This window comes from Neobacillus niacini, from assembly GCF_023715415.1.
Taxonomy (GTDB): Bacteria; Bacillota; Bacilli; order Bacillales; family Cytobacillaceae; genus Neobacillus; species Neobacillus niacini_C.
This window is the reverse complement of the sequence record NZ_JAMBOB010000005.1, coordinates 112,575-132,124: the sequence shown is the minus strand read 5'-3', so window position 1 is coordinate 132,124 and position 19,550 is coordinate 112,575. Positions and strand designations below refer to the sequence as shown.

General features: G+C 38.1%; 18 protein-coding genes. 4 read left to right on the top strand and 14 right to left on the bottom strand.

What is annotated here, in order from left to right; all coding sequences use genetic code 11:
- Positions 1 to 123: 123 nt before the first annotated feature.
- Both citZ and M3189_RS12635 read right to left on the bottom strand, forming a co-directional pair.
- Positions 124 to 1,242 (bottom strand): citrate synthase, encoded by a 1,119-nt coding sequence (gene citZ / locus M3189_RS12640; RefSeq protein WP_251634437.1) that lies wholly within the window; start codon positions 1,240 to 1,242, stop codon positions 124 to 126.
- Positions 1,243 to 1,612: 370 nt separating this feature from the next.
- A complete protein-coding gene (locus M3189_RS12635; protein WP_251634436.1) occupies positions 1,613 to 2,074 on the bottom strand; it encodes a DUF441 domain-containing protein in 462 nt (153 codons plus the stop codon).
- A 107-nt stretch (positions 2,075 to 2,181) separates the two neighbouring features.
- Between M3189_RS12635 and ytvI the strand changes: the two genes are divergently transcribed.
- Positions 2,182 to 3,297: a sporulation integral membrane protein YtvI gene (gene ytvI / locus M3189_RS12630; RefSeq protein ID WP_251634435.1), complete on the top strand. Its 1,116-nt coding sequence runs from the start codon at positions 2,182 to 2,184 to the stop codon at positions 3,295 to 3,297.
- 100 nt (positions 3,298 to 3,397) lie between these two features.
- On the opposite strand, the gene M3189_RS12625 is transcribed toward ytvI, so the two are convergent.
- The 8 genes from M3189_RS12625 to dnaE all read right to left on the bottom strand — a co-directional run bounded on the left by M3189_RS12625 (position 3,398) and on the right by dnaE (position 14,349).
- Positions 3,398 to 3,784 carry an FxsA family protein gene (locus tag M3189_RS12625; protein WP_251634434.1) on the bottom strand — a complete coding sequence of 129 codons (387 nt, stop codon included), beginning with the start codon at positions 3,782 to 3,784 and terminating at the stop codon, positions 3,398 to 3,400.
- Between the two features lie 105 nt (positions 3,785 to 3,889).
- Complete coding sequence (pyk, locus tag M3189_RS12620) at positions 3,890 to 5,653, bottom strand: pyruvate kinase (protein ID WP_251634433.1); 1,764 nt, start codon at positions 5,651 to 5,653, stop codon at positions 3,890 to 3,892.
- A 31-nt stretch (positions 5,654 to 5,684) separates the two neighbouring features.
- The gene (pfkA, locus tag M3189_RS12615; protein WP_251634432.1) at positions 5,685 to 6,644 is read right to left on the bottom strand and encodes a 6-phosphofructokinase; all 960 of its coding nucleotides are present in this window, start codon (positions 6,642 to 6,644) and stop codon (positions 5,685 to 5,687) included.
- A 298-nt stretch (positions 6,645 to 6,942) separates the two neighbouring features.
- A complete protein-coding gene (gene accA, locus M3189_RS12610; RefSeq protein WP_251634431.1) occupies positions 6,943 to 7,917 on the bottom strand; it encodes an acetyl-CoA carboxylase carboxyl transferase subunit alpha in 975 nt (324 codons plus the stop codon).
- Positions 7,911 to 8,786, bottom strand: coding sequence for an acetyl-CoA carboxylase, carboxyltransferase subunit beta (accD, locus tag M3189_RS12605; protein WP_251634430.1), 876 nt, complete (start codon positions 8,784 to 8,786; stop codon positions 7,911 to 7,913). The genes accA and accD overlap by 7 nt, the downstream gene beginning before the upstream one ends.
- Positions 8,787 to 8,990: 204 nt before the next feature.
- The gene (locus M3189_RS12600; protein ID WP_353057422.1) at positions 8,991 to 9,614 is read right to left on the bottom strand and encodes a FadR/GntR family transcriptional regulator; all 624 of its coding nucleotides are present in this window, start codon (positions 9,612 to 9,614) and stop codon (positions 8,991 to 8,993) included.
- Positions 9,615 to 9,621: 7 nt separating this feature from the next.
- The gene (locus tag M3189_RS12595) at positions 9,622 to 10,860 is read right to left on the bottom strand and encodes an NAD(P)-dependent malic enzyme (RefSeq protein ID WP_251634429.1); all 1,239 of its coding nucleotides are present in this window, start codon (positions 10,858 to 10,860) and stop codon (positions 9,622 to 9,624) included.
- A gap of 126 nt (positions 10,861 to 10,986) precedes the next feature.
- Positions 10,987 to 14,349, bottom strand: coding sequence for a DNA polymerase III subunit alpha (gene dnaE, locus M3189_RS12590; protein WP_251634428.1), 3,363 nt, complete (start codon positions 14,347 to 14,349; stop codon positions 10,987 to 10,989).
- Between the two features lie 154 nt (positions 14,350 to 14,503).
- Here dnaE and M3189_RS12585 point away from each other — a divergent pair, with 154 nt between their 5' ends.
- Both M3189_RS12585 and ytrI read left to right on the top strand, forming a co-directional pair.
- Entirely contained in the window at positions 14,504 to 14,839 is a 336-nt protein-coding gene (locus tag M3189_RS12585; RefSeq protein ID WP_034676826.1) for a YtrH family sporulation protein, read from the top strand.
- On the top strand, positions 14,836 to 15,339 hold the full coding sequence (ytrI, locus tag M3189_RS12580) for a sporulation membrane protein YtrI (protein WP_251634427.1): 504 nt from the start codon (positions 14,836 to 14,838) through the stop codon (positions 15,337 to 15,339). Before M3189_RS12585 ends, ytrI begins: the two co-directional genes overlap by 4 nt.
- 36 nt (positions 15,340 to 15,375) lie before the next feature.
- On the opposite strand, the gene M3189_RS12575 is transcribed toward ytrI, so the two are convergent.
- The gene (locus M3189_RS12575) at positions 15,376 to 16,320 is read right to left on the bottom strand and encodes a DHH family phosphoesterase (protein WP_251634426.1); all 945 of its coding nucleotides are present in this window, start codon (positions 16,318 to 16,320) and stop codon (positions 15,376 to 15,378) included.
- 97 nt (positions 16,321 to 16,417) lie between these two features.
- On the opposite strand from M3189_RS12575, the gene M3189_RS12570 reads away from it, so the two are divergent.
- The gene (locus M3189_RS12570; RefSeq protein WP_251634425.1) at positions 16,418 to 16,726 is read left to right on the top strand and encodes a YtpI family protein; all 309 of its coding nucleotides are present in this window, start codon (positions 16,418 to 16,420) and stop codon (positions 16,724 to 16,726) included.
- A 37-nt stretch (positions 16,727 to 16,763) separates the two neighbouring features.
- Here M3189_RS12570 and M3189_RS12565 read toward each other — a convergent pair whose 3' ends face one another.
- The 3 genes from M3189_RS12565 to M3189_RS12555 all read right to left on the bottom strand — a co-directional run bounded on the left by M3189_RS12565 (position 16,764) and on the right by M3189_RS12555 (position 19,383).
- Positions 16,764 to 18,083 carry a CBS domain-containing protein gene (locus M3189_RS12565; RefSeq protein WP_251634424.1) on the bottom strand — a complete coding sequence of 440 codons (1,320 nt, stop codon included), beginning with the start codon at positions 18,081 to 18,083 and terminating at the stop codon, positions 16,764 to 16,766.
- A 317-nt stretch (positions 18,084 to 18,400) separates the two neighbouring features.
- Complete coding sequence (locus M3189_RS12560) at positions 18,401 to 18,637, bottom strand: hypothetical protein (protein ID WP_251634423.1); 237 nt, start codon at positions 18,635 to 18,637, stop codon at positions 18,401 to 18,403.
- Positions 18,638 to 18,702: 65 nt separating this feature from the next.
- Positions 18,703 to 19,383 carry a metal-dependent hydrolase gene (locus M3189_RS12555; protein ID WP_251634422.1) on the bottom strand — a complete coding sequence of 227 codons (681 nt, stop codon included), beginning with the start codon at positions 19,381 to 19,383 and terminating at the stop codon, positions 18,703 to 18,705.
- Positions 19,384 to 19,550 lie beyond the last annotated feature (167 nt).

Below are 19,550 nucleotides of genomic sequence, written 5' to 3'. Positions count from 1 at the left end.
CCATTCGTAATTAGTATTTCCATTATACAGATTGAATCCAAGGTTAAAGAATTTGAATCTTTAACCTTTTCATACAATCCTATTAGAACAATTTTTTTGAAAAAAGTAAAATATTTATTTTTATTACCCTCTTTGTTTAATTGGAACATATGACTGCATGCCTGGACCTGTATATTCCGCACGCGGACGAATTAAACGGTTATTATCATATTGTTCTAGAATATGAGCAAGCCATCCAGAAACCCTGCTTACTGCAAAAATTGGTGTAAATAAATCATGGTCAATGCCTAAGCTATGATACATAGATGCTGAGTAAAAATCAACGTTTGGCGGTAATTTCTTTTCGCCAGTGACAATGCTTTCAATTTTTTCAGACATTTCATACCAATGCGGTTCGCCAGTTAATTCAGTTAATTTTTTGGACATAGCTCTTAAATGCTTGGCACGAGGATCTCCTTGGCGATAAACACGGTGTCCAAATCCCATAATTTTTTCTTTTTTCTCAAGCTTTTCGCGAACATATGGCTCAACATTTTCAATTGTACCAATTTCTTTAAGCATTTTCATTACTGCTTCGTTTGCACCACCATGTAGTGGTCCTTTAAGTGCTCCAATTGCAGCAGTTACACCAGAATAAACATCTGATAATGTTGCCACACAAACCCTTGCTGTGAATGTAGATGCGTTAAGTTCATGATCTGCATGTAAAACAAGTGCTTTGTCTAAAGCGTTTACCGCAATCTCGTCAGGCTCCTGCCCAGACAGCATGTAAAGGAAGTTAGCAGCAAAACTTAAATCTGTTCTTGGTGCAATTGGTTCAAGACCTTTTCTAACACGTGCAAAAGTAGTTACAATTGCAGGCATTTTCGCTTGAAGTCGAATTGCCTTTTGATAATTTGACTCTGAATCCATTAAGTCTGCTTCTTCATCATAAAGTCCTAATAATGAAACAGCTGAACGGAGCGCTGCCATTGGATGAACCTTTTCAATAGGGTACATCTTAAAGTGCTCAATCACTTCTTTTGGAAGTGCTGCATTCTCAGAAAGCTGCTTTTTTAATTCTGCTAATTCAGGCTCTGTTGGCAATTTGCGATGCCATAATAAATAAATTACTTCTTCAAAGCTTGCATTTTCAGCCAAATCATCGATGTCATACCCAACATACGTTAAGGTATCATCAATAATTGAACTGATAGAAGAAGTTGTTGCCACTACCCCTTCAAGACCACGTGTTACTGTCATAGAAATCTCTCCTTCTCATTCTAAATTCCCCATTACCCATTACCCATTTGTAAAAAGAAGTATTTTTATTAGCTAAGCCCAATTACCGGCCGCAACTATGTTGAAAGAAATTCTTCATTTCAAACATTGACTAAGAATGACTATGGCGCGCCTCTTTTTAACAAATATCTAGATTGAGCGCTTGCTCGGGATTGGTCCAACAAGCAAAGTAACTTTTCTTTAATAAAAAGTTATATTACAAGTAATCTAGCATATTTATGTGACTTATGTAAAAAAGGATGCGCTTTCAAGTCCTATTATAAACAATTATCAGATTTTTGTGAACGAAAAGGAGCTGAAAAGTTCAAAAAAATATTATTTTACAAAAAAACTAACTAAAAAAATTTATCATTTTCATAGCTGTGTAAGCTATTCCAGCGCCAATCAGCGGCCCAACTGCCACACCTTTGAAGATGGATACAGATAGAATGGTCCCTAAAACAAGTGCTGTTGTAATATGCGGGTCATGTTCTAATAAAGAAACTCCACCCTTTGCTAATAGCGCAACAAGCATACCAGAAATAAGCGCTACCCAGGCAATTGGTGATTTAAAAGCACTTGATAAATCCTTAAAACCAATTTCACCGGAAGCAATTGGAGCTAATACAGCAATTGTTATTACGGTAACTCCCCAATTAATTCCTTTGCTCTGGATAAAGCTGAAAGTTTTTGAATCTAATCCACCCAATTTTAATACGATTAATACAATAATAGCAACTAACAATGAGTTGTTTTTTACGATAAGTCCAATTATTAATAGCAATAACAAGAACAATAATGAGCCATTAAACATTTTTTTCATCCTTTCTTTTTCGAAAACTAAGTATGGAAAATCATGCAGCTTTGTCCAAAAAATGTTAAACTAGAGCTACCTATATAAGAGAGTCAGGAGGCATGTTATTGGATAAAAAGTACTTATATCGAACGATAAGGTTCATTTTGGTGATCGCCATTGTTGTCCTCGCATTTCTATCATTTTATTATCTGTCAAAAGTGACATATCCATTTCTAATCGCCTTAGTAATTGCATTCTTTATCAATCCAATTGTTAACATTTTTGAAAAAAAACTTCGCATGCCCCGAGGATTAGCAGTCTTTATAGCTCTAATCAGCATTTTTGCCTTTGCTGCTGGTTTAATCACGCTATTAGTGGCTGAAATTGTATCCGGAGCAAATTATCTGGCTAGAGTGGTTCCGGAGCATTTGGATACGTTAATAAGCTATATTGAGAAGTTTATTACTTCTCAAATAATTCCTCTTTATAATCAATTAACGAGTATGTTTAACCAATTAGAAGATGGGCAGCAAAATACAATTATCACGAATATTGAAAATGTAGGCACAACCATTGGAACCACTGTTGGCAATTTCCTGCAAAATCTTTTTGGCAACATACCAATGATACTATCATGGTTTCCTAATGCCGCAACGGTGTTAATTTTCTCTTTCTTAGCTACCTTCTTTATTAGTAAGGATTGGAACAGATTCTCACGTCTTGGCAGTACCATTTTACCTGAGAAGGCTAAATCAAGCGGTAAAACTGTATTTATCGACTTGCAGAAGGCTTTATTCGGTTTTCTAAAGGCTCAATTGACTCTCATCTCGATTACAACCGTGATTATATTAATCGGTCTCTTAATCCTCCGGGTTGATTACGCAATTACAATTGCTTTAATAACGGGTATTGTTGATATTATTCCCTATCTTGGTACGGGAGCCGTTTTTGTACCATGGATTATTTATGAGATTATTACAGGGGAAATGGGTCTTGCAATCGGATTAGGAGTTCTCTATTTACTTGTTATTGTTCAAAGACAAATAATGGAGCCAAAAATCCTTTCGTCCAGTATTGGACTAGATCCATTAGCAACCTTAATTGCCTTGTTTGTCGGATTTAAATTAATCGGATTCCTTGGGTTAATTGCAGGTCCTGTTACATTGGTTATCTTAAGCACTCTTTATCGTGCAAATGTTTTTCACGACCTATGGACATTTATTAAAGGTAAAGAAATTTAAGAGATAGGCCATATTAACTGTTGCTGTTGCTTTGTGCCAAAATCAAAATTTTGTTTTAGCACTAGAAAAAACGTCAACCTCCATTTGGAAGTTGACGTTTTTATTTTATTATTTTTATATTTCCTTTTTCGATTCTCTTACGTAATGCGTTAATCATTAAGAATTTAAAAGGCTTTCTAGACGGGGGAAACAACAATAAAAATCCGAACAAATCGCTAATAAACCCGGGCGTTAGAAGGAGCGTAGCCCCAATTAATATACAAATGCCGTCCAGGAGAGATTCTCCAGGAATTTGACCATATGAAAGCTGTTCCTGTACTCTTTTAATCGTCTGTAGTCCTTCTCTCTTTGCTAAATAAGCTCCGAGGACTCCTGTTAAAATAATAAGGGCAATCGTTGGTAAAAACCCTATCGTTTTACCTGATAACAGCAGGAATCCAATATCTATTGCGGGTATTACAATAATTAATAGTGCTAAATAGCGCATTTTGTAAGTCTCCTTCAAACCAGCTTGTATACATTATATAACGAATACATGAAAACATGCTCAAAAAAAAGAAAAAAGAAGGGAACCCCCTTCTTCTTTCAGTTATTAAAGGACACTAGCATGCCCGTTATAAATGACACCTCTAGATGCGTCAACTGTGATTTCTTGACCATCTCTAAACAGCTCTAATGCGTTTTCCACACCAACAATAACTGGAATTCCAAGGTTTAACCCCACAACTGCAGCATGGCTGGTTAACCCGCCTTCCTGTGTGATTAGGGCAGCACATTTTTCAATGGCCGGCATCATATCACGGTCTGAGCCTAAAGTAATTAATATCGATCCTGGCTTTACTTTTTCCATAGCCTCTTGTGCACTTTGTGCTATTACCACTTTACCAAATGCAGATTTGCGGCCGATTCCTTGTGCTCGAGTAATGATATCTCCAACAACATGAATCTTCATTAGGTTCGTTGTACCTGCTTCACCCACTGGAACCCCAGCTGTAATAACCACTAAATCACCATGTTTGACGATACCGCTATTCACACTTTCTTCAACAGCACTATCAAGCATTTCGTCCGTAGAACTGCAGATTCTTCCCAGCTGTGGATAAACACCCCAAACAAGTGATAAACGGCGGAATACCTGCTCGTTTGCTGTAACAGCCACAATTGGCGCCTTCGTACGGTATTTTGAAATCATTCTAGCAGTGTGACCACTTTCAGTTGGTGTAATAATGGCATTTACATCAAGATTTAATGCCGTATGAGCAACAGACTGACCAATGGCATCTGTAAGATTGTGTTCTGATTCTTTACTGCGGGCAGATAAAATTTCTTTGTGATCTAAAGCTTGTTCGGCTCTTGAAGCAATATTGTGCATGGTTTGAACTGCTTCAACGGGGTAAACTCCTGCTGCTGTTTCACCTGATAGCATAATAGCATCCGTACCATCAAATATCGCATTGGCAACATCACTTGCTTCTGCACGTGTAGGACGTGGATTACGCTGCATAGAATCAAGCATTTGTGTTGCTGTAATAACAGGTTTACCTTGTTTATTACATTTCTTAATTAACATTTTTTGTACAAGTGGTACTTCCTCCGCTGGGATTTCTACACCTAAATCTCCACGAGCGACCATTAAACCATCAGAAACCTCAAGGATTTCATCGATATTATCGACACCTTCTTGGTTTTCAATCTTAGGAATAATATGGATGTGTGTAGCCTGCTTTTCTTCTAACAGCTGGCGAATTTCCAACACATCGCTAGCTCGGCGTACAAAGGAAGCAGCAATAAAATCCACACCCTGCTCAATTCCAAAAATAATATCATTTGTATCTTTATCTGTAATACCTGGAAGCTTAACTGATACTCCTGGAACATTGACACCTTTTTTGTTCTTTAATGTTCCACTGTTAAGAATTTTTGTTTGAATTTCATTTTGTGCCTTATCAATTGTAAGGACTTCTAGTCCAATTAGACCGTCATCTAATAATATTTTTGAGCCCACATGAACATCATCAATTAATCCTGGGTATGTAATTGAAAACTTCTCTGTAGTACCTTCTACTTCCGTCATCGAAAGAATAATATTATCCCCTGATTTAAGTTCAATTGCTCCATTTACCATGTTATTTGTCCGTATTTCCGGGCCTTTAGTATCAAGTAGAATGGCTACAGTTTTTCCAGTTAATTTCGAAGCTTCACGGATATTTTGGATACGCTGGCCATGCTCTTCAAAGTCGCCATGTGAGAAGTTTAAGCGGGCTACATTCATACCTGCTTCGATTAAATGGGTTAATTTTTCTACACTTTCACTTGCAGGACCAATCGTACATACTATTTTCGTTTTACGTAACATTCTATGTTTCCTCCTATATTTCAACTGTACTTTAGATAGATAATTCTTTTGAAAGTTTCACAAGGTCTAGATCTAGGTTGTGCTTTCTTTCTAAAGCTTCGACAATGTCGTAATCAACAAGCCTATTACTTTCCATACCTACAGCACGTCCGCCTTTACCTTCAATTAGTAACTCTACTGCCCTTGCCCCTAATCGGCTTGCCAGCACTCGGTCAGCTGCTGTCGGAGAACCACCGCGTTGAATATGCCCAAGTACAGATACTCTTGTATCAAAGTTTGTTGCTTCTTTAAGCTGCTTTGCAAAATCATTGCCGTTGCAAACACCTTCAGCAACGATTATGATACTATGTTTCTTCCCGCGTTCCTGCCCTTTGCGAAGCCTATCTGTAACTTCATCCATATCATAGCCTTCTTCAGGAATAAGAATGGTTTCTGCTCCACCGGCTAATCCAGCATACAAAGCTAGGTCTCCAGCGTCCCTGCCCATTACCTCAATTACAAAGGTTCTTTCATGGGATGTAGCTGTATCACGGATTTTATCCAAAGCGTCAATAACGGTATTTAATGCCGTATCAAAGCCAATCGTTACTTCAGTTCCTGGAATATCATTATCAATTGTTCCAGGTACACCTACACAAGGATAACCCTGTTGTGTCAAAGCTCTTGCTCCACGGTAAGAACCATCTCCGCCAATAACAACAAGTCCTTCAATTCCATGTGCTTTTAACTGTTCAATCCCTTTTTGCTGTCCCTCTGGTGTTTTAAATTCTGGGCATCTTGCAGTATGCAACATGGTACCTCCGCGATGAATAATATCACCCACAGATCCAAGCTCGAGTTTTTTTATATTACCTGAAATTAATCCCGTATATCCACCATAAATTCCATACACCTCAATGTTATGATAAATCGCTTTTCGAACAACAGCCCTTATAGCGGGATTCATCCCTGGTGAGTCTCCTCCACTTGTTAGAACGCCAATTTTTTTCATTTCTACCACCTCATGTGATTTTCTAAAATCGTATGTATATTTTTTTATGAGTTTTCAGTATACGTGTACTGCATTTATTATTTACATAAACGCATGGAATATTTATAAAATACCATTAAAGAGACACCTATAACAACTCAATCACATTAGTAAATTTAATAGACGGAATAGTCCGTTAACTGGAAACGCTTAACCTTAAAATGGAAACGCAACCATTTACACAAATTGGCTATTTAATGACATATTTGTGAAATGGATAAAAATACAAAAAAATAAAACGTGCTCTTAAAAGCACGTTTTAGATACTAATATAATCCTTTAAAAATGAGTATTCACCAATTGTTCTAAATCGATTATAGCGATCAGCAACAAGTTCCTCTTTTGAAAGCTCTAAAAGTTCCTTGAGAGATTTCTTTAAGAACAAGTCTATCTCCTCTGCTTGCCCCTTGACATCCTTATGTGCGCCACCCTTGATTTCAGGGATGATATCATCAATAATGCCAAGTTCCTTTAAATCTGGCGCTGTTATTTTCATGGACTCTGCCGCCTTTTTGGCAAGGGATGAATCCTTCCATAGAATTGCAGCAGCACCTTCAGGTGATATAACGGAATAAGTTGAGTTTTCAAGCATATACATGCGATTTCCAACTCCTAGTGCAAGCGCACCACCACTTCCGCCTTCACCAATTACAATGCAGATAACCGGCACATTAAAGCCTGCCATTTCAAATAGGTTACGAGCAATGGCTTCGCTTTGTCCCCGTTCTTCAGCAGCTTTACCTGGATATGCTCCCTTTGTATCAATAAAGCAAATAATCGGGCGATTAAATTTGTCTGCCTGCTTCATTAAGCGAAGAGCTTTTCTATAGCCTTCAGGATGAGGCATACCAAAGTTCCTGCGAATATTTTCTTTTGTATCTTTTCCTCTTTGATGTCCAATGACCGTTACTGGCAGACCTCTAAATTTAGCAACCCCGCCTACAATCGCTTCATCATCACCAAATGCTCTGTCTCCATGACATTCAAAAAATCCGTCAAAAAGGTGAGCAATATAATCCAAAGTAGTCGGCCTATTTGGGTGTCTGGCAATTTGAACACGATCCCATGGCTTGATATTTTCATAAATGTCTTTTTCTAGTTTTTCAAGGCGCAATTCTAATTTTTCAATTTCGGAAGATAAATCAACATCTGCACTTTTTGTAAACTCTTTTAATTCAGCAATTTTATTTCTTAATTGCACGACCGGACGTTCAAATTCTAATTCCCCTACCATTCGATTTCGCCTCCTGGTTGATGAATTTCAAGTAAGTTTGTGATTTTATCGATTAAATCAGGTCGGGAAATGATTGCATCAAGCTGCCCATGCTTCAATAGAAACTCTGCAGTTTGAAAATCCTCAGGCAATTCCTCACGAATTGATTGTTCGATTACTCTGCGACCAGCAAACCCAATCAATGCACCTGGTTCTGCAAAGTTATAATCACCTAGAGATGCGAAGCTTGCTGAAACACCACCCGTTGTTGGGTGGGTCATAATCGAAATAATTAACCCGCCATTATCACTAAATCGTTTTAATGCAACGCTGGTTTTAGCCATCTGCATTAAGCTTAGGACTCCTTCTTGCATTCTGGCACCGCCAGATGCTGTAAAAATAATAAACGGTATTGACATTTCATCCGCTTTTTCAATCGCTCGGGTGATCTTTTCCCCTACAACGGACCCCATGCTCCCCATTCTAAATGTAGAATCCATAATAGCTAAGGCAATCTTATTTCCATTAACACTTCCACATCCAGTTACAACAGCCTCATTAATCTTTGTCTTTTGACGGTCTTTTTCTACCTTTTCTAGGTAATCTGGGAAGTTCAACGGGTTTTCAGAAACCATGTTTTCATTTATCTCTTCAAAACTGCCCTCATCTAAAAAGCTGACAATCCGCTCTTTTGCATTCATTGCAAAGTGAAACCCACAATGTAAACAAACTTTTAAATTCTTATTTAGCTCTTTCGTATACATAATGGTTTTACATGAAGGACATTTTGTCATAATACCTTCAGGTACATCATTTTTCGCAGCCTCGGTTGGAATCGTTGCATATTTTTTCTTTTTATGCGTATTTTTTGTAAAAAGTTCTTTAAGCAATTTGCCCAAACCTCCCTTGTTGGAAAAAAAATCAAGCCAAACGGCAAGTTTTTATCATTCTAAATAGAAGTCTTTCCTAAAATAATGACAATTCAAACCTAGCCCTTTAAAATTGGTCAGACCACTTAAACAGTAAAAACGCCCATATCAAATAGGGCTTGATTGCTTGTCTATCACTATAAAGGAAAAATACTTCAAATTCTGTTAGTATTTGTCGGTTAAAATAGACAAATTTCTTAATTGCCGATAAGCATCTAAAGTCTTTTGCTCATCTTTTTCAATCAAAGCTTCTAGTAGCAAGAAATAGCTGTTCCTATTATACTCCACTTTACTTAAATTCAAAGAATTATAGTAGTCCTTTAATATTAGCCAGATTCTTGAAAACAGATAGTTATCAGCCATTTCAATAAGTTGATAAAAAAATTGATCATCATTTAATTGATCATCTTCAACCAAGTCTTTTAGGATAGATAATTTGTTTTTATCCACTTTATTCAGAACCAAGCGAAGAAAATCCATTTCTATGATGTTCTTTGTTTCTATCACATCTAATTTAGCCTTTTCATCTTGAAGTATAAAGGTTCCAAGCAGCTGTACAAGCTGATTTCCTCGAAAGTCTCTAATAAACGTCCCTTCACCACGTCGGGTTTCAATTAACCCGAGCAGTTCTAACGCTCTTAAAGCTTCCCGAACGGAAGAGCGCCCGACATTCAGGCGCTCAGACAATTCACGTTCAGATGGTATTTTATCCCCAGATTTCAAATTATCTGCTGAGATCATTTCTCTTAGCTGTTTGACAATCTCTAAATACACTTTTTTATTCGTCACTTACCAATCACTCACTTTTACCGATAATAGCGAGCCTCATTGTTTTTTCTTTCACATCTTCAGGGTCAACCTTTATCCGGGCAACACCCGTTTCCATTGCAGCTTTTGCAACCGCAGCAGCAACTGCTGGTGCCACTCTTGGATCAAAAGGTGCAGGAATAACATAGTTCTCAGATAGCTCTGATTCACTGATTAAATTGGCAATTGCCTCAACAGCTGCCACCTTCATTTTTTCATTTATATGTGTCGCACGAACGTCTAGGGCGCCACGGAAAATTCCTGGGAAAGCTAGTACATTATTTACTTGGTTTGGAAAATCTGATCTGCCAGTTCCCACCACTCTAGCTCCAGCGTCTTTTGCCACATCGGGCATGATTTCTGGATTAGGGTTAGCCATTGCAAAGATGACAGAATCTTTTTTCATAGAAGCAACCATTTCTTTTGTCAAAGCACCTTCAACAGATACACCAATAAATACATCGGCCCCTTTTATTACATCCTCAAGACTTCCAGTAAGATTATCACGGTTTGTGAATTTAGCTACCTCTGCCTTGACGTCATTCATTCCTTCTGGACGGCCTTCATAAATGGCACCCTTTGTATCACACATAATAATATCTCTTACACCATAGCTGTATAATAATTTAATAATGGCAATTCCGGCTGCTCCAGCCCCATTAGCAACCACTTTAATTTCACTCATTTTCTTGCCAATTAGCTTTAATGCATTGACAAGACCCGCAGCCGTAACAATAGCAGTCCCATGTTGATCATCATGGAAAACAGGAATATTCGCTTCTTTTTTCAATCTTTCTTCAATGACAAAGCAATTTGGCGCAGCGATATCTTCAAGATTCACACCGCCAAATGTTGGTTCAAGCAACTTTACGGTTTCAATTATTTTTTCGACATCAGTTGTGTTTAAGCAGATAGGGAAGGCATCAACGCCAGCAAAACTTTTGAATAATACTGCTTTACCTTCCATAACGGGAAGTGCAGCTTCTGGTCCAATATTTCCAAGTCCCAGGACTGCAGTGCCATCTGTAACGACAGCAACCATATTGCCTTTCATTGTGTATTCGTAAACATTTTCTGGTTTTTCATAGATGTCTTTACACGGCTCAGCAACCCCAGGCGAATACGCTAAACTTAAATCCTTGGCATTTCTAACAGGTACTTTTGATTTTGACTCAAGCTTTCCTTTGTTAATTCGATGCATGTGTAATGCTTCTTCCCGTAATGTCAAGATATGTCACCCCTTAAATTAGTACAAAAAGAAATCGATAATGACAATAATAGCTAGTCCGTTTACAGTGGTCAGACCACACCTATTTCATTACCACTATATCACATCTTTAAGAGTTGTAAAGAATTATTCTTTCAAAACAACATTATTATTTCCTAAAAATTCACTCAATAATTTTAATAGTTTACCGCTGGGTTCAATCATAAATTCATTCCCCAGCCTGATGGTCTTTTTGCTTGTTTCGTAGTGTAGAACAACTTTTGTTTTTCCAGTATTGCCCTTAAATAGTTGTTTTAATTGATTTAACGAATGTTCGTCTTGTTTTCCCTGTACTATTTTTAGATATAAGATAGATTCCTGCTTCGTTTTTGAGCTTAACCAAGGTTCGATTTCAGATACTTGCTGGATAATAAATTGAAGCTTCCCATCTCGTTCTTCCACTTTCCCTTCCATCACAACAAATTTTCCATGGTCCAGCAGGTGGGAGTATTTTTTATACACAATCGGAAACGCGACTGCTTCCATTTCACCACTAGAATCACTTACATTTAAAAACGCCATTGAATCCCCTTTTTTTGTCCGGATTTTCCGGAGGGATACAATATACACCCCTGCAGCTGCTCGTTTATGGTCCGCTGATAACTCAAATAGTACAAATGCCCCAGCTTGTTTTAGTCTTTTTTCAAAAATGGATACGGGATGGTCTGAAAGGTAGAAACCAAGAGCCTCTTTTTCAAAAGAAAGCTTATCCTCTAGTCTAATTGGATCAACTTGGACGTATTTTGGTTTAAGTTGAAATTCATCTAGAAATAACTCCACTTGGCTTGAATCATCAACCTTAAATATTTGTGCATGCTCTAGCGCAACATCTAAACTTGCAAGTAAGACTGCACGGTCTTCCTTAAATTCATCGAAGCTTCCAGAATGAACAAGTACCTCCAGTATTTTTCGGTTGATTGCTTTTGTAGATACCCTTGTGCAAAAATCGAATAAATCCTCAAACTTTTTACTTTTCCTTGCTTGATATATTTCTCTTAATGCTGCCGCTCCCACACTTTTAATGGCTGCAAGACTGTATCTAATACCGCTCTTCTCAACCTGAAAGGAAAATCCGCTGTAATTGATGGAAGGTGGCAGTATCTCAATATCCTTTTGTTTTGATTCCATGACATATTGGGCTATTTTTGTTTCATTTCCAATTGCTGATGTGAGCAGCCCAGCCATAAAATGGAGGGGATAATTCGCTTTTAAATAGGCTAACTGATACGCAATCATACTGTAAGCAACTGCATGGCTTCGATTAAATCCATAATTCGCAAATCGAACGATTAAATCATAAATATCATTTGCAAGTGTTCGTTCATACCCCTTCTTTAAAGCACCTTGAACAAAGTGGTTTCGCTCCTTGTCCAACACTTCCTTTTGCTTCTTCCCTACCGCTCTCCTTAGTAAATCCGCTTCACCGAGAGAAAAACCAGCCATGGTTGAGGCGATTTGCATGATCTGTTCCTGGTATACAATTACTCCATATGTATTTTCCAGTATAGGTTCCAAATCTTTATGAGGGTATTCCACTGCCTGCCTTCCGTGTTTCCGATCAATAAATAGGGGGATATTCTCCATTGGTCCAGGCCGATATAGGGCATTAACGGCAACAATGTCTTCAAACCGTGAAGGTTTTAAACGCAATAATACCTTTCTCATCCCCTCAGATTCCAGCTGAAAAATACCAGTTGTCTCTCCCCTTGCTAATAGTTCGAACGTTTTTTCATCATTTAATGGGATCGTTTTAATATCTATTTTTCTTCCCGTTTTCTTAAGGATAGAAGATACGATTGATTCTAGTAAGGTTAAATTTCTTAATCCAAGAAAATCCATTTTCAGTAACCCTATTTCTTCAAGATGCTCCATAGAGTACTGTGTTAAGTAAACCTGGTTATGCCCTTGTTGAATGGGGATTAACTCAATCAGCTGCTTTTCACTAATAATCACCCCTGCAGCATGTGTAGAAGTGTGCCGAGGTAAACCTTCTAGCTTTAAGGCTGTTTCATAAAGCTTGCGATTTATAGGATTTTCATCAACAAAAGCTCGAAGGTGCTGCGATTCTTTATAAGCGTCTTCAAGATTGATTCCTAGACGTGCAGGAATACGTCTTGATAGCTGCTCTAATTCCTTTGTATTTAACCCAAATGCCCTCCCAATATCCCTTATTGCTGCCTTAGCGGCAAGGGTGCCAAAGGTTACAATTTGGGCTACGTGTAATTCGCCGTATTTCTTTGCAACGTATTCAATTACTTCATCCCGGCGGTGGTCAGGAAAATCAATATCAATATCCGGCATCGATATCCGCTCTGGATTTAAGAATCGCTCAAATAGTAATTGATGTGAAAGTGGGTCGACATCGGTAATATACAATACATACGCAACAAGTGAACCTGCAGCAGATCCCCTGCCTGGTCCTGTCAAAATACCATTCTCACGTGCATATCTCATAAAGTCCCAAACAATTAAAAAGTAGTTGCTAAATTTCATCGAGTTAATGACTGATAATTCATAAGACAACCGCTCAAAGTGTTCTTGTGAGGGTGAAGAGAAACGCTCCATTAACCCTTTTTGGCAGAGCATTTCTAAGTATTTCTCTGAAGGCTGGCCATCACCTGTCGGATATTCAGGTAAATAGGTTTTGTTCAATTCAATGTTTACCAAGCACCTTTTGGCAATGGCAATACTGTTTTCTAACGCCTCAGGTATTTCAGTAAATATTTCTACCATTTCCTGTGCAGTTTTTAGGTAAAATTGATCACTCTCTAATCTTTCTCTATGCTCATCCTGGAGTTTGTCACCGTTTTTTATCGCTAGTAAACATTCATGTGCAAACATATCCTCTTGTTCAAGGTAATGAACTCTATTCGTTGCGACCATTGGAATGCAACGTTCCGCGGCAACACTTTGAATCTTCTTTGTTACAGCAGCTTCCTGCTCCAATTGATGATTTTGAACAGCTAGGTAAAATGACTCACTCCCAAAGATGGACTGAAGTTTTTTTATGATTTCAATTGCCTGTTCTTGCTGATTATTTAACAGATTTTGTTCTATCTCTCCCTCTAATCCTGGGGAAATGGCAATAAGTCCTTCCGCATAATGCTTCAACCATTTAAAAGGGATACCATTTGCTGCTTTTGTTTGTACCGCACTTGATATTTTTAATAGGTTTTTAAATCCCTTTTCATTTTCAGCAAGTAAGACTAGCGGATAGGATACTTCCTTCTCTATATCGCTTTCTACATCTACCGTCAGCCCAATAATCGGCTGTATATTATTTTTTATACAGAGCTTATAAAACTCAATGGTTCCATACATAACATTCCTATCGGTTAATGCTATCGCACGGAATCCTTTTTTCTTTGCGTTATCAATCAATTCATGAACCGAGGCTGTGCTGGTTAATAAGCTATATGCACTATATACATGAAGGTGAATAAAAGACATTTTTGTCACCTCTTTCATTTAAAACTCTTATCTTTATTATAGAGCCAAACGCTAAAAAAGGAAAATATGTTCTTATTTTAAAAAACATAATCAAGGGTGTTTGTCCATATAAATGGTAGTAGGGTATTTATACTTTGTAAGGGCGGTTGAGGTTATGAAAGAGATTGGTTTTTTTCCTACTTTTATTGAAAGCTATTTTATTGCTTTAGGCGTTATTTTGGGCGGTGCTTTAATTGGGGGAATCGCTGCCTTTTTGACTGGACAACCACCGCTCACGGCTGTTTACAGGCTGTCTACAGACTTAAGAATATGGGCAATTGTCGCTGCGATTGGCGGGACATTTGATGCTGTATACACCTTTGAGAGGGGGATATTTAATGCAGAAACCCGGGACATTTTTAAGCAGCTCCTCATTATCCTTTCTGCATTAGGCGGAGCACAGACAGGTGCACTAATTATTAATTGGTTAACACAGGAGTATATATCGTGAGAATTCCTCCCTATTATCGAAACCCAGCATGGCAGCGTTTCTTTGCAGGTATGGTCATTGGCGGTGCGATTAGCTGGTGTATTTTCATTTATATTTTTGGTGTGTGGCAGGAGCAGCATACTGCATTAATTGATAAACAAAGGGAAGAAATCGTTGACTTAAAAGAGGAAAAAAAGATATGGCAGGAAGAGTATAAAGAGATTAATAAACGGACGATTGAGCAGCTGACGATTCAAAAAATCAATATTAAAATAACAAATTGGGAAAAATTCAAGCTAGATATGCTAAGCGTCTCAGAAATAGAAGATTCTGTAAAGGATGACATTAGTTTAATGATTGCAAAGGACATTGATACCGTCTATAAAAGCAAGGAATTAATCAAAAAAATCATTCATAATAAACCTGTTAAAATAAATGACAAAAGGTTTAAACTGCGAGTTAAGGAAATGGTAATTTTCACCACACTGTCCATTCAACTAGAAATAGAATTCGAACAATGAAAAGAATCGGCCCAAAAATTGAGGCCGATTCTTTCACTAGGGTTGAAACTTGTCACAAACTTCATTAAGTTCTTTTATTACATGATCCACTTCATCCCATGAATAAATAGAAGCACCTGAGGCAAGTGGATGTCCACCACCTTTAAACTTTCTGGCAACCCCATTGATTACTGGACCCTTTGAACGCAGTCGTACCCTGATTTGATCTTCCTCTTCAATAAAAAAGACCCATGCCTTAATCCCTTTTACATCTCCTAATGTACCTACAAGTAAAGAAGCCTCTGATGGCACTGCATCATATTCTTCCAATAGCTTCTTTGTAAGCAGGACTGAAGCGACGCCGTTACTCTGCATTTCGAAATTTTGGAGGATGTAGCCGTTTAATTTAATAATATTGGTGTCCCGCTCATACATCTTGTCAAAGAGTTCGGTTCTTGAAAAATTATAGTGAATCAGTTCCCCTGCATAGGCAAAGGTTTTATCTGTAGTACTTGGAAATAGGAACCTTCCTGTATCACCAACAATTCCGCCAAATAAAAGTCTGGCAGCCTCATCATTTAATTTTAATCCTCGGTCTTTACCAAATAGATAAAATTCATAAATCATCTCACTGCAGGAACTTGCCGTCGTATCTACCCACAATAAATCGCCGTAAGGATCTTCGTTAGGGTGATGGTCTATTTTAATTAGCTTATCGCCAAATGAATATCTTTTGTCGCAAATCCTCTCAGCATTTGCTGTGTCACAGACAATGACTAAGGCTCCTCTATACAACTCATCTTCAATGACATCAAGACGGCGCATAAAATGAAGCGACCTTTCTTCTTTCCCAACTGCGAACACCCTTTTATTAGGATAAGATGCTTTTAAGATTTCAACCAATCCGCATTGTGAACCATACGCATCCGGATCTGGACGGACATGGCGATGGACGATGATGGTTTCATATTGTTCAATCATTTCTAAGATTTTTTCATTCAATGTGATCACCTCTTTATTGATTTCGAAAGCTAGGGTAGAATTTTGTTAAAATAATATGTACAATGAACAAGAGAATTTTAGACTTGGAGGAAATATAATGTCTGTTCTAGTTTTTCTGATTGTCATTTTATTCGCTTTCTATTTATTCTATAAAACCAAATATTTTAGAAGCAGCCGTCCCGTTGAAAAGAAATGGCTTGCTGCCAAATCCAATATTGCTCTAGGGTTGTTTGTCGGCCTATTTGGGTTCAACCATTTAATTTTCATTTCACAAACGACCGTTACCATTATTGTTTCATTAATCTTCATTGTTTATGGAGCAGTGTTTACTGTTGTGGGTTTTAAGAAATATAAACATTACCTGCCATTTGCAGCAGAAGAAGCTGAGAGCTATAATGTGCAATAATAAATGAGAGCCGCTTACCCTTTGGTAGCGGCCTTTTTTATGTCCTATCAATCAACTGACACATCATCATTGCTTTTCCAACGAGGATGCCATCATTAAAGACCTCGACATCGACCTTTCCAAACTTTCGGCCTACTTCAAGTACTTTTGGGAAGATTTCGATGACACTTTCCATCTGAACAGGCTTGAGAAAATAAATGGTCATGTTTTCAACAACAAGGTCACCTTTTTTATAGCTTCGCAGTATACGATTTGCTGCCTCCGTAACAATTGTCGTGAAAACTCCGTAGGAAATGGTTCCTAGATGGTTCGTCATTTGCGGAGTAACTTCACTGGTGTAAACTTCTTCACCTTTTGCTCTTCCGCGCATTAACACCATTTGGTTGGTGACGATATCATCAAGCGTTTCTCCTACTTGAGGTTGGCGTTGGTTCATTTGCAATGCCTTTAATACATCCTGCCTGCTGATAATTCCTTCAAGACGGTTGTTATCATCCACAACGGGTAGGACTTCTATCCCTTCCCAAACCATCATATGTGCCGTAGAGGCAACACTTGTCTTGCCAGAAACAGTCATCGGCTGTTTTGTCATGATTTTATCAATGGAAGTATCAGCTTCCTGACCCATAACGTCCTTTGCTGTTACCATTCCTTGAATCTTCATGTTTTGATCAACAACAGGATAACGGCTGTGGGTGGTTTCATGATTCAAGTTATGCCACACTGTAACCTTATCAGAAGACTTTAGAAAATAAGTCTCTGAAAGCGGGGTTAGGATATCCTCCACCAGAATAATTTCCTTTTTTATTAACTGGTCATAGATGGCACGGTTTATCATCGTTGCCACTGTAAAAGTATCATAACTGGTCGATATGATTGGCATTTCAAGACTATCTGCTAATTTTTTGATATGGTCTTCGGTATCAAAGCCGCCAGTAATTAATACAGCAGCACCAGCCTTTAATGCCAGCTCCTGTGCTTGTGTACGATTTCCTACGATTAATAGGTTATCCGGACCAGTATAGCGCATCATCGCCTCGAGTTTCATTGCCCCGATTACAAATTTATTTAGTGTTTTATGCAATCCGGTCTTTCCGCCTAAAACCTGACCTTCCACAATATTAACCACTTCAGCAAAGGTGAGCTTTTCAATATTCTCTTTTTTCTTTCGTTCTATCCTAATCGTACCTACACGCTCAATTGTACTTACATATCCTTTATTTTCAGCTTCCTTGATTGCTCTGTAGGCTGTACCTTCACTAACTGTCATCGCCTTGGCGATTTGACGTACAGATATTTTTTCACCTACTGGAAGTTCATCAATATATTGTAGAATCTGTTCATGCTTTGTAGCCAAGACCTTCACCCTCTTCTATTACCCTTTAATAATAGGCTGTGTTAAAGGATACTGTTGATTTTAGAACCCTGTTGATTGGAGCGGAAGGCGCTCGACTCCTGCGGGATGGACGAGCTGAGTGAGACCCCGCAGGTCGGAACGACCGAGGAGGCTCACGGGCGAGCCCGCGGAAAGCGTAGCGCCTGGAGCGTAAATCAACAGACCTCTTTAAACACAGCCTAATAATAAATTAATCGATATATTATTTATACCATTATTTCGACTAATAAACCAACGCAAAAAGAGCCGTTTTACGGGCTCCCCTTGAAGTGTGGTATTTAATAATAAGATCGTGATTTCTTGTTGACCCGAAGTGCTTGGCGTTTTTTTAATGTCCTCTTTGGACTATACAACATGGCAGTCAGATTCCCTGCTATAACAATTAATGCAAACGCAAGCCAACTCAGGGCAAAGACCCCTTCAAGACCTTCTGCAAATAAAGAGAGTCTCGGTACAGCAAAATAAAGCATGAATCCACATAGCAAAAGGCATAGTAAGTATCGGTTTTTTTTCAATTCTCTTGTCTCCCTTCAAAACGGACTGCTTGTTTCACTTTATGCATAGAAGGGATAAAAAAGTATTATAATTCTATAAATTCTCCAGGTTCCATCACTTTTCCATTCTTATATTCAAGCAATTCAATAAATTGCTTCGGATCCTGTTTAATTGGCGGAAACGTATTGTAATGAATCGGAACAATGGTTTTTGCACCTAATAATTTTGCTGCATACGCTGCATCTTCTGGACCCATTGTAAAATTATCACCGATTGGCAAGAAAGCCAAATCAATCGGGTGTCTTTCTCCGATAAGCTTCATATCCGAAAATAATCCCGTATCACCTGCATGATAAACCGTCTTACCCTCTGCCATAAAAAGAATTCCCGCAGGCATGCCACAATAAATAAGTTCTTTATTTTCCGTTTCATAGCTGGATCCATGAAAAGCTTGTGTTAATTTGACTTTGCCAAAATCAAATTGATGTGCGCCGCCGATATGCATGCCATGCGTATTAACACCCTGCCAGCATAAAAATGTTGAAATCTCATGATTGGCAATAACAAGCGAATTGTTTCTTCTGGCTAACTCCACAGTGTCTCCAACGTGGTCATTGTGACCATGTGTTAACAAAATTACATCTGGATTTACATCATCCACTTTTAAATCTGTTAACTGATTACCCCGAATAAAAGGGTCAATGATAATATTTTTCCCATTGACCTGAATTTGAACGACTGAATGTCCATGATATGAAACCTTCATTTACCTATCTCCTCCAAAATTGTTATAGTATGTATTTCAATAAAAACTTCTAAATTCCTTCCTCATTTATATCCATAAATGGGGGGATTTAGCACATGCTAAAGTAAGATTGTTTACACATGGATTTAAAATTGATACCCTCAAGAAGGAAGTTTATTTTAGGAGGC

What these genes read in the sequence shown, in the direction of transcription:
- citZ (WP_251634437.1), bottom strand. Translation starts at nt 1,242, where the DNA reads ATGACAGTAACACGTGGTCTTGAAGGGGTAGTGGCAACAACTTCTTCT.
- M3189_RS12635 (WP_251634436.1), bottom strand. Translation starts at nt 2,074, where the DNA reads ATGTTTAATGGCTCATTATTGTTCTTGTTATTGCTATTAATAATTGGA.
- M3189_RS12625 (WP_251634434.1), bottom strand. Translation starts at nt 3,784, where the DNA reads ATGCGCTATTTAGCACTATTAATTATTGTAATACCCGCAATAGATATT.
- pyk (WP_251634433.1), bottom strand. Translation starts at nt 5,653, where the DNA reads ATGTTACGTAAAACGAAAATAGTATGTACGATTGGTCCTGCAAGTGAA.
- pfkA (WP_251634432.1), bottom strand. Translation starts at nt 6,644, where the DNA reads ATGAAAAAAATTGGCGTTCTAACAAGTGGAGGAGACTCACCAGGGATG.
- accA (WP_251634431.1), bottom strand. Translation starts at nt 7,917, where the DNA reads ATGGTAGGGGAATTAGAATTTGAACGTCCGGTCGTGCAATTAAGAAAT.
- dnaE (WP_251634428.1), bottom strand. Translation starts at nt 14,349, where the DNA reads ATGTCTTTTATTCACCTTCATGTATATAGTGCATATAGCTTATTAACC.
- M3189_RS12585 (WP_034676826.1), top strand. Translation starts at nt 14,504, where the DNA reads ATGAAAGAGATTGGTTTTTTTCCTACTTTTATTGAAAGCTATTTTATT.
- M3189_RS12570 (WP_251634425.1), top strand. Translation starts at nt 16,418, where the DNA reads ATGTCTGTTCTAGTTTTTCTGATTGTCATTTTATTCGCTTTCTATTTA.
- M3189_RS12555 (WP_251634422.1), bottom strand. Translation starts at nt 19,383, where the DNA reads ATGAAGGTTTCATATCATGGACATTCAGTCGTTCAAATTCAGGTCAAT.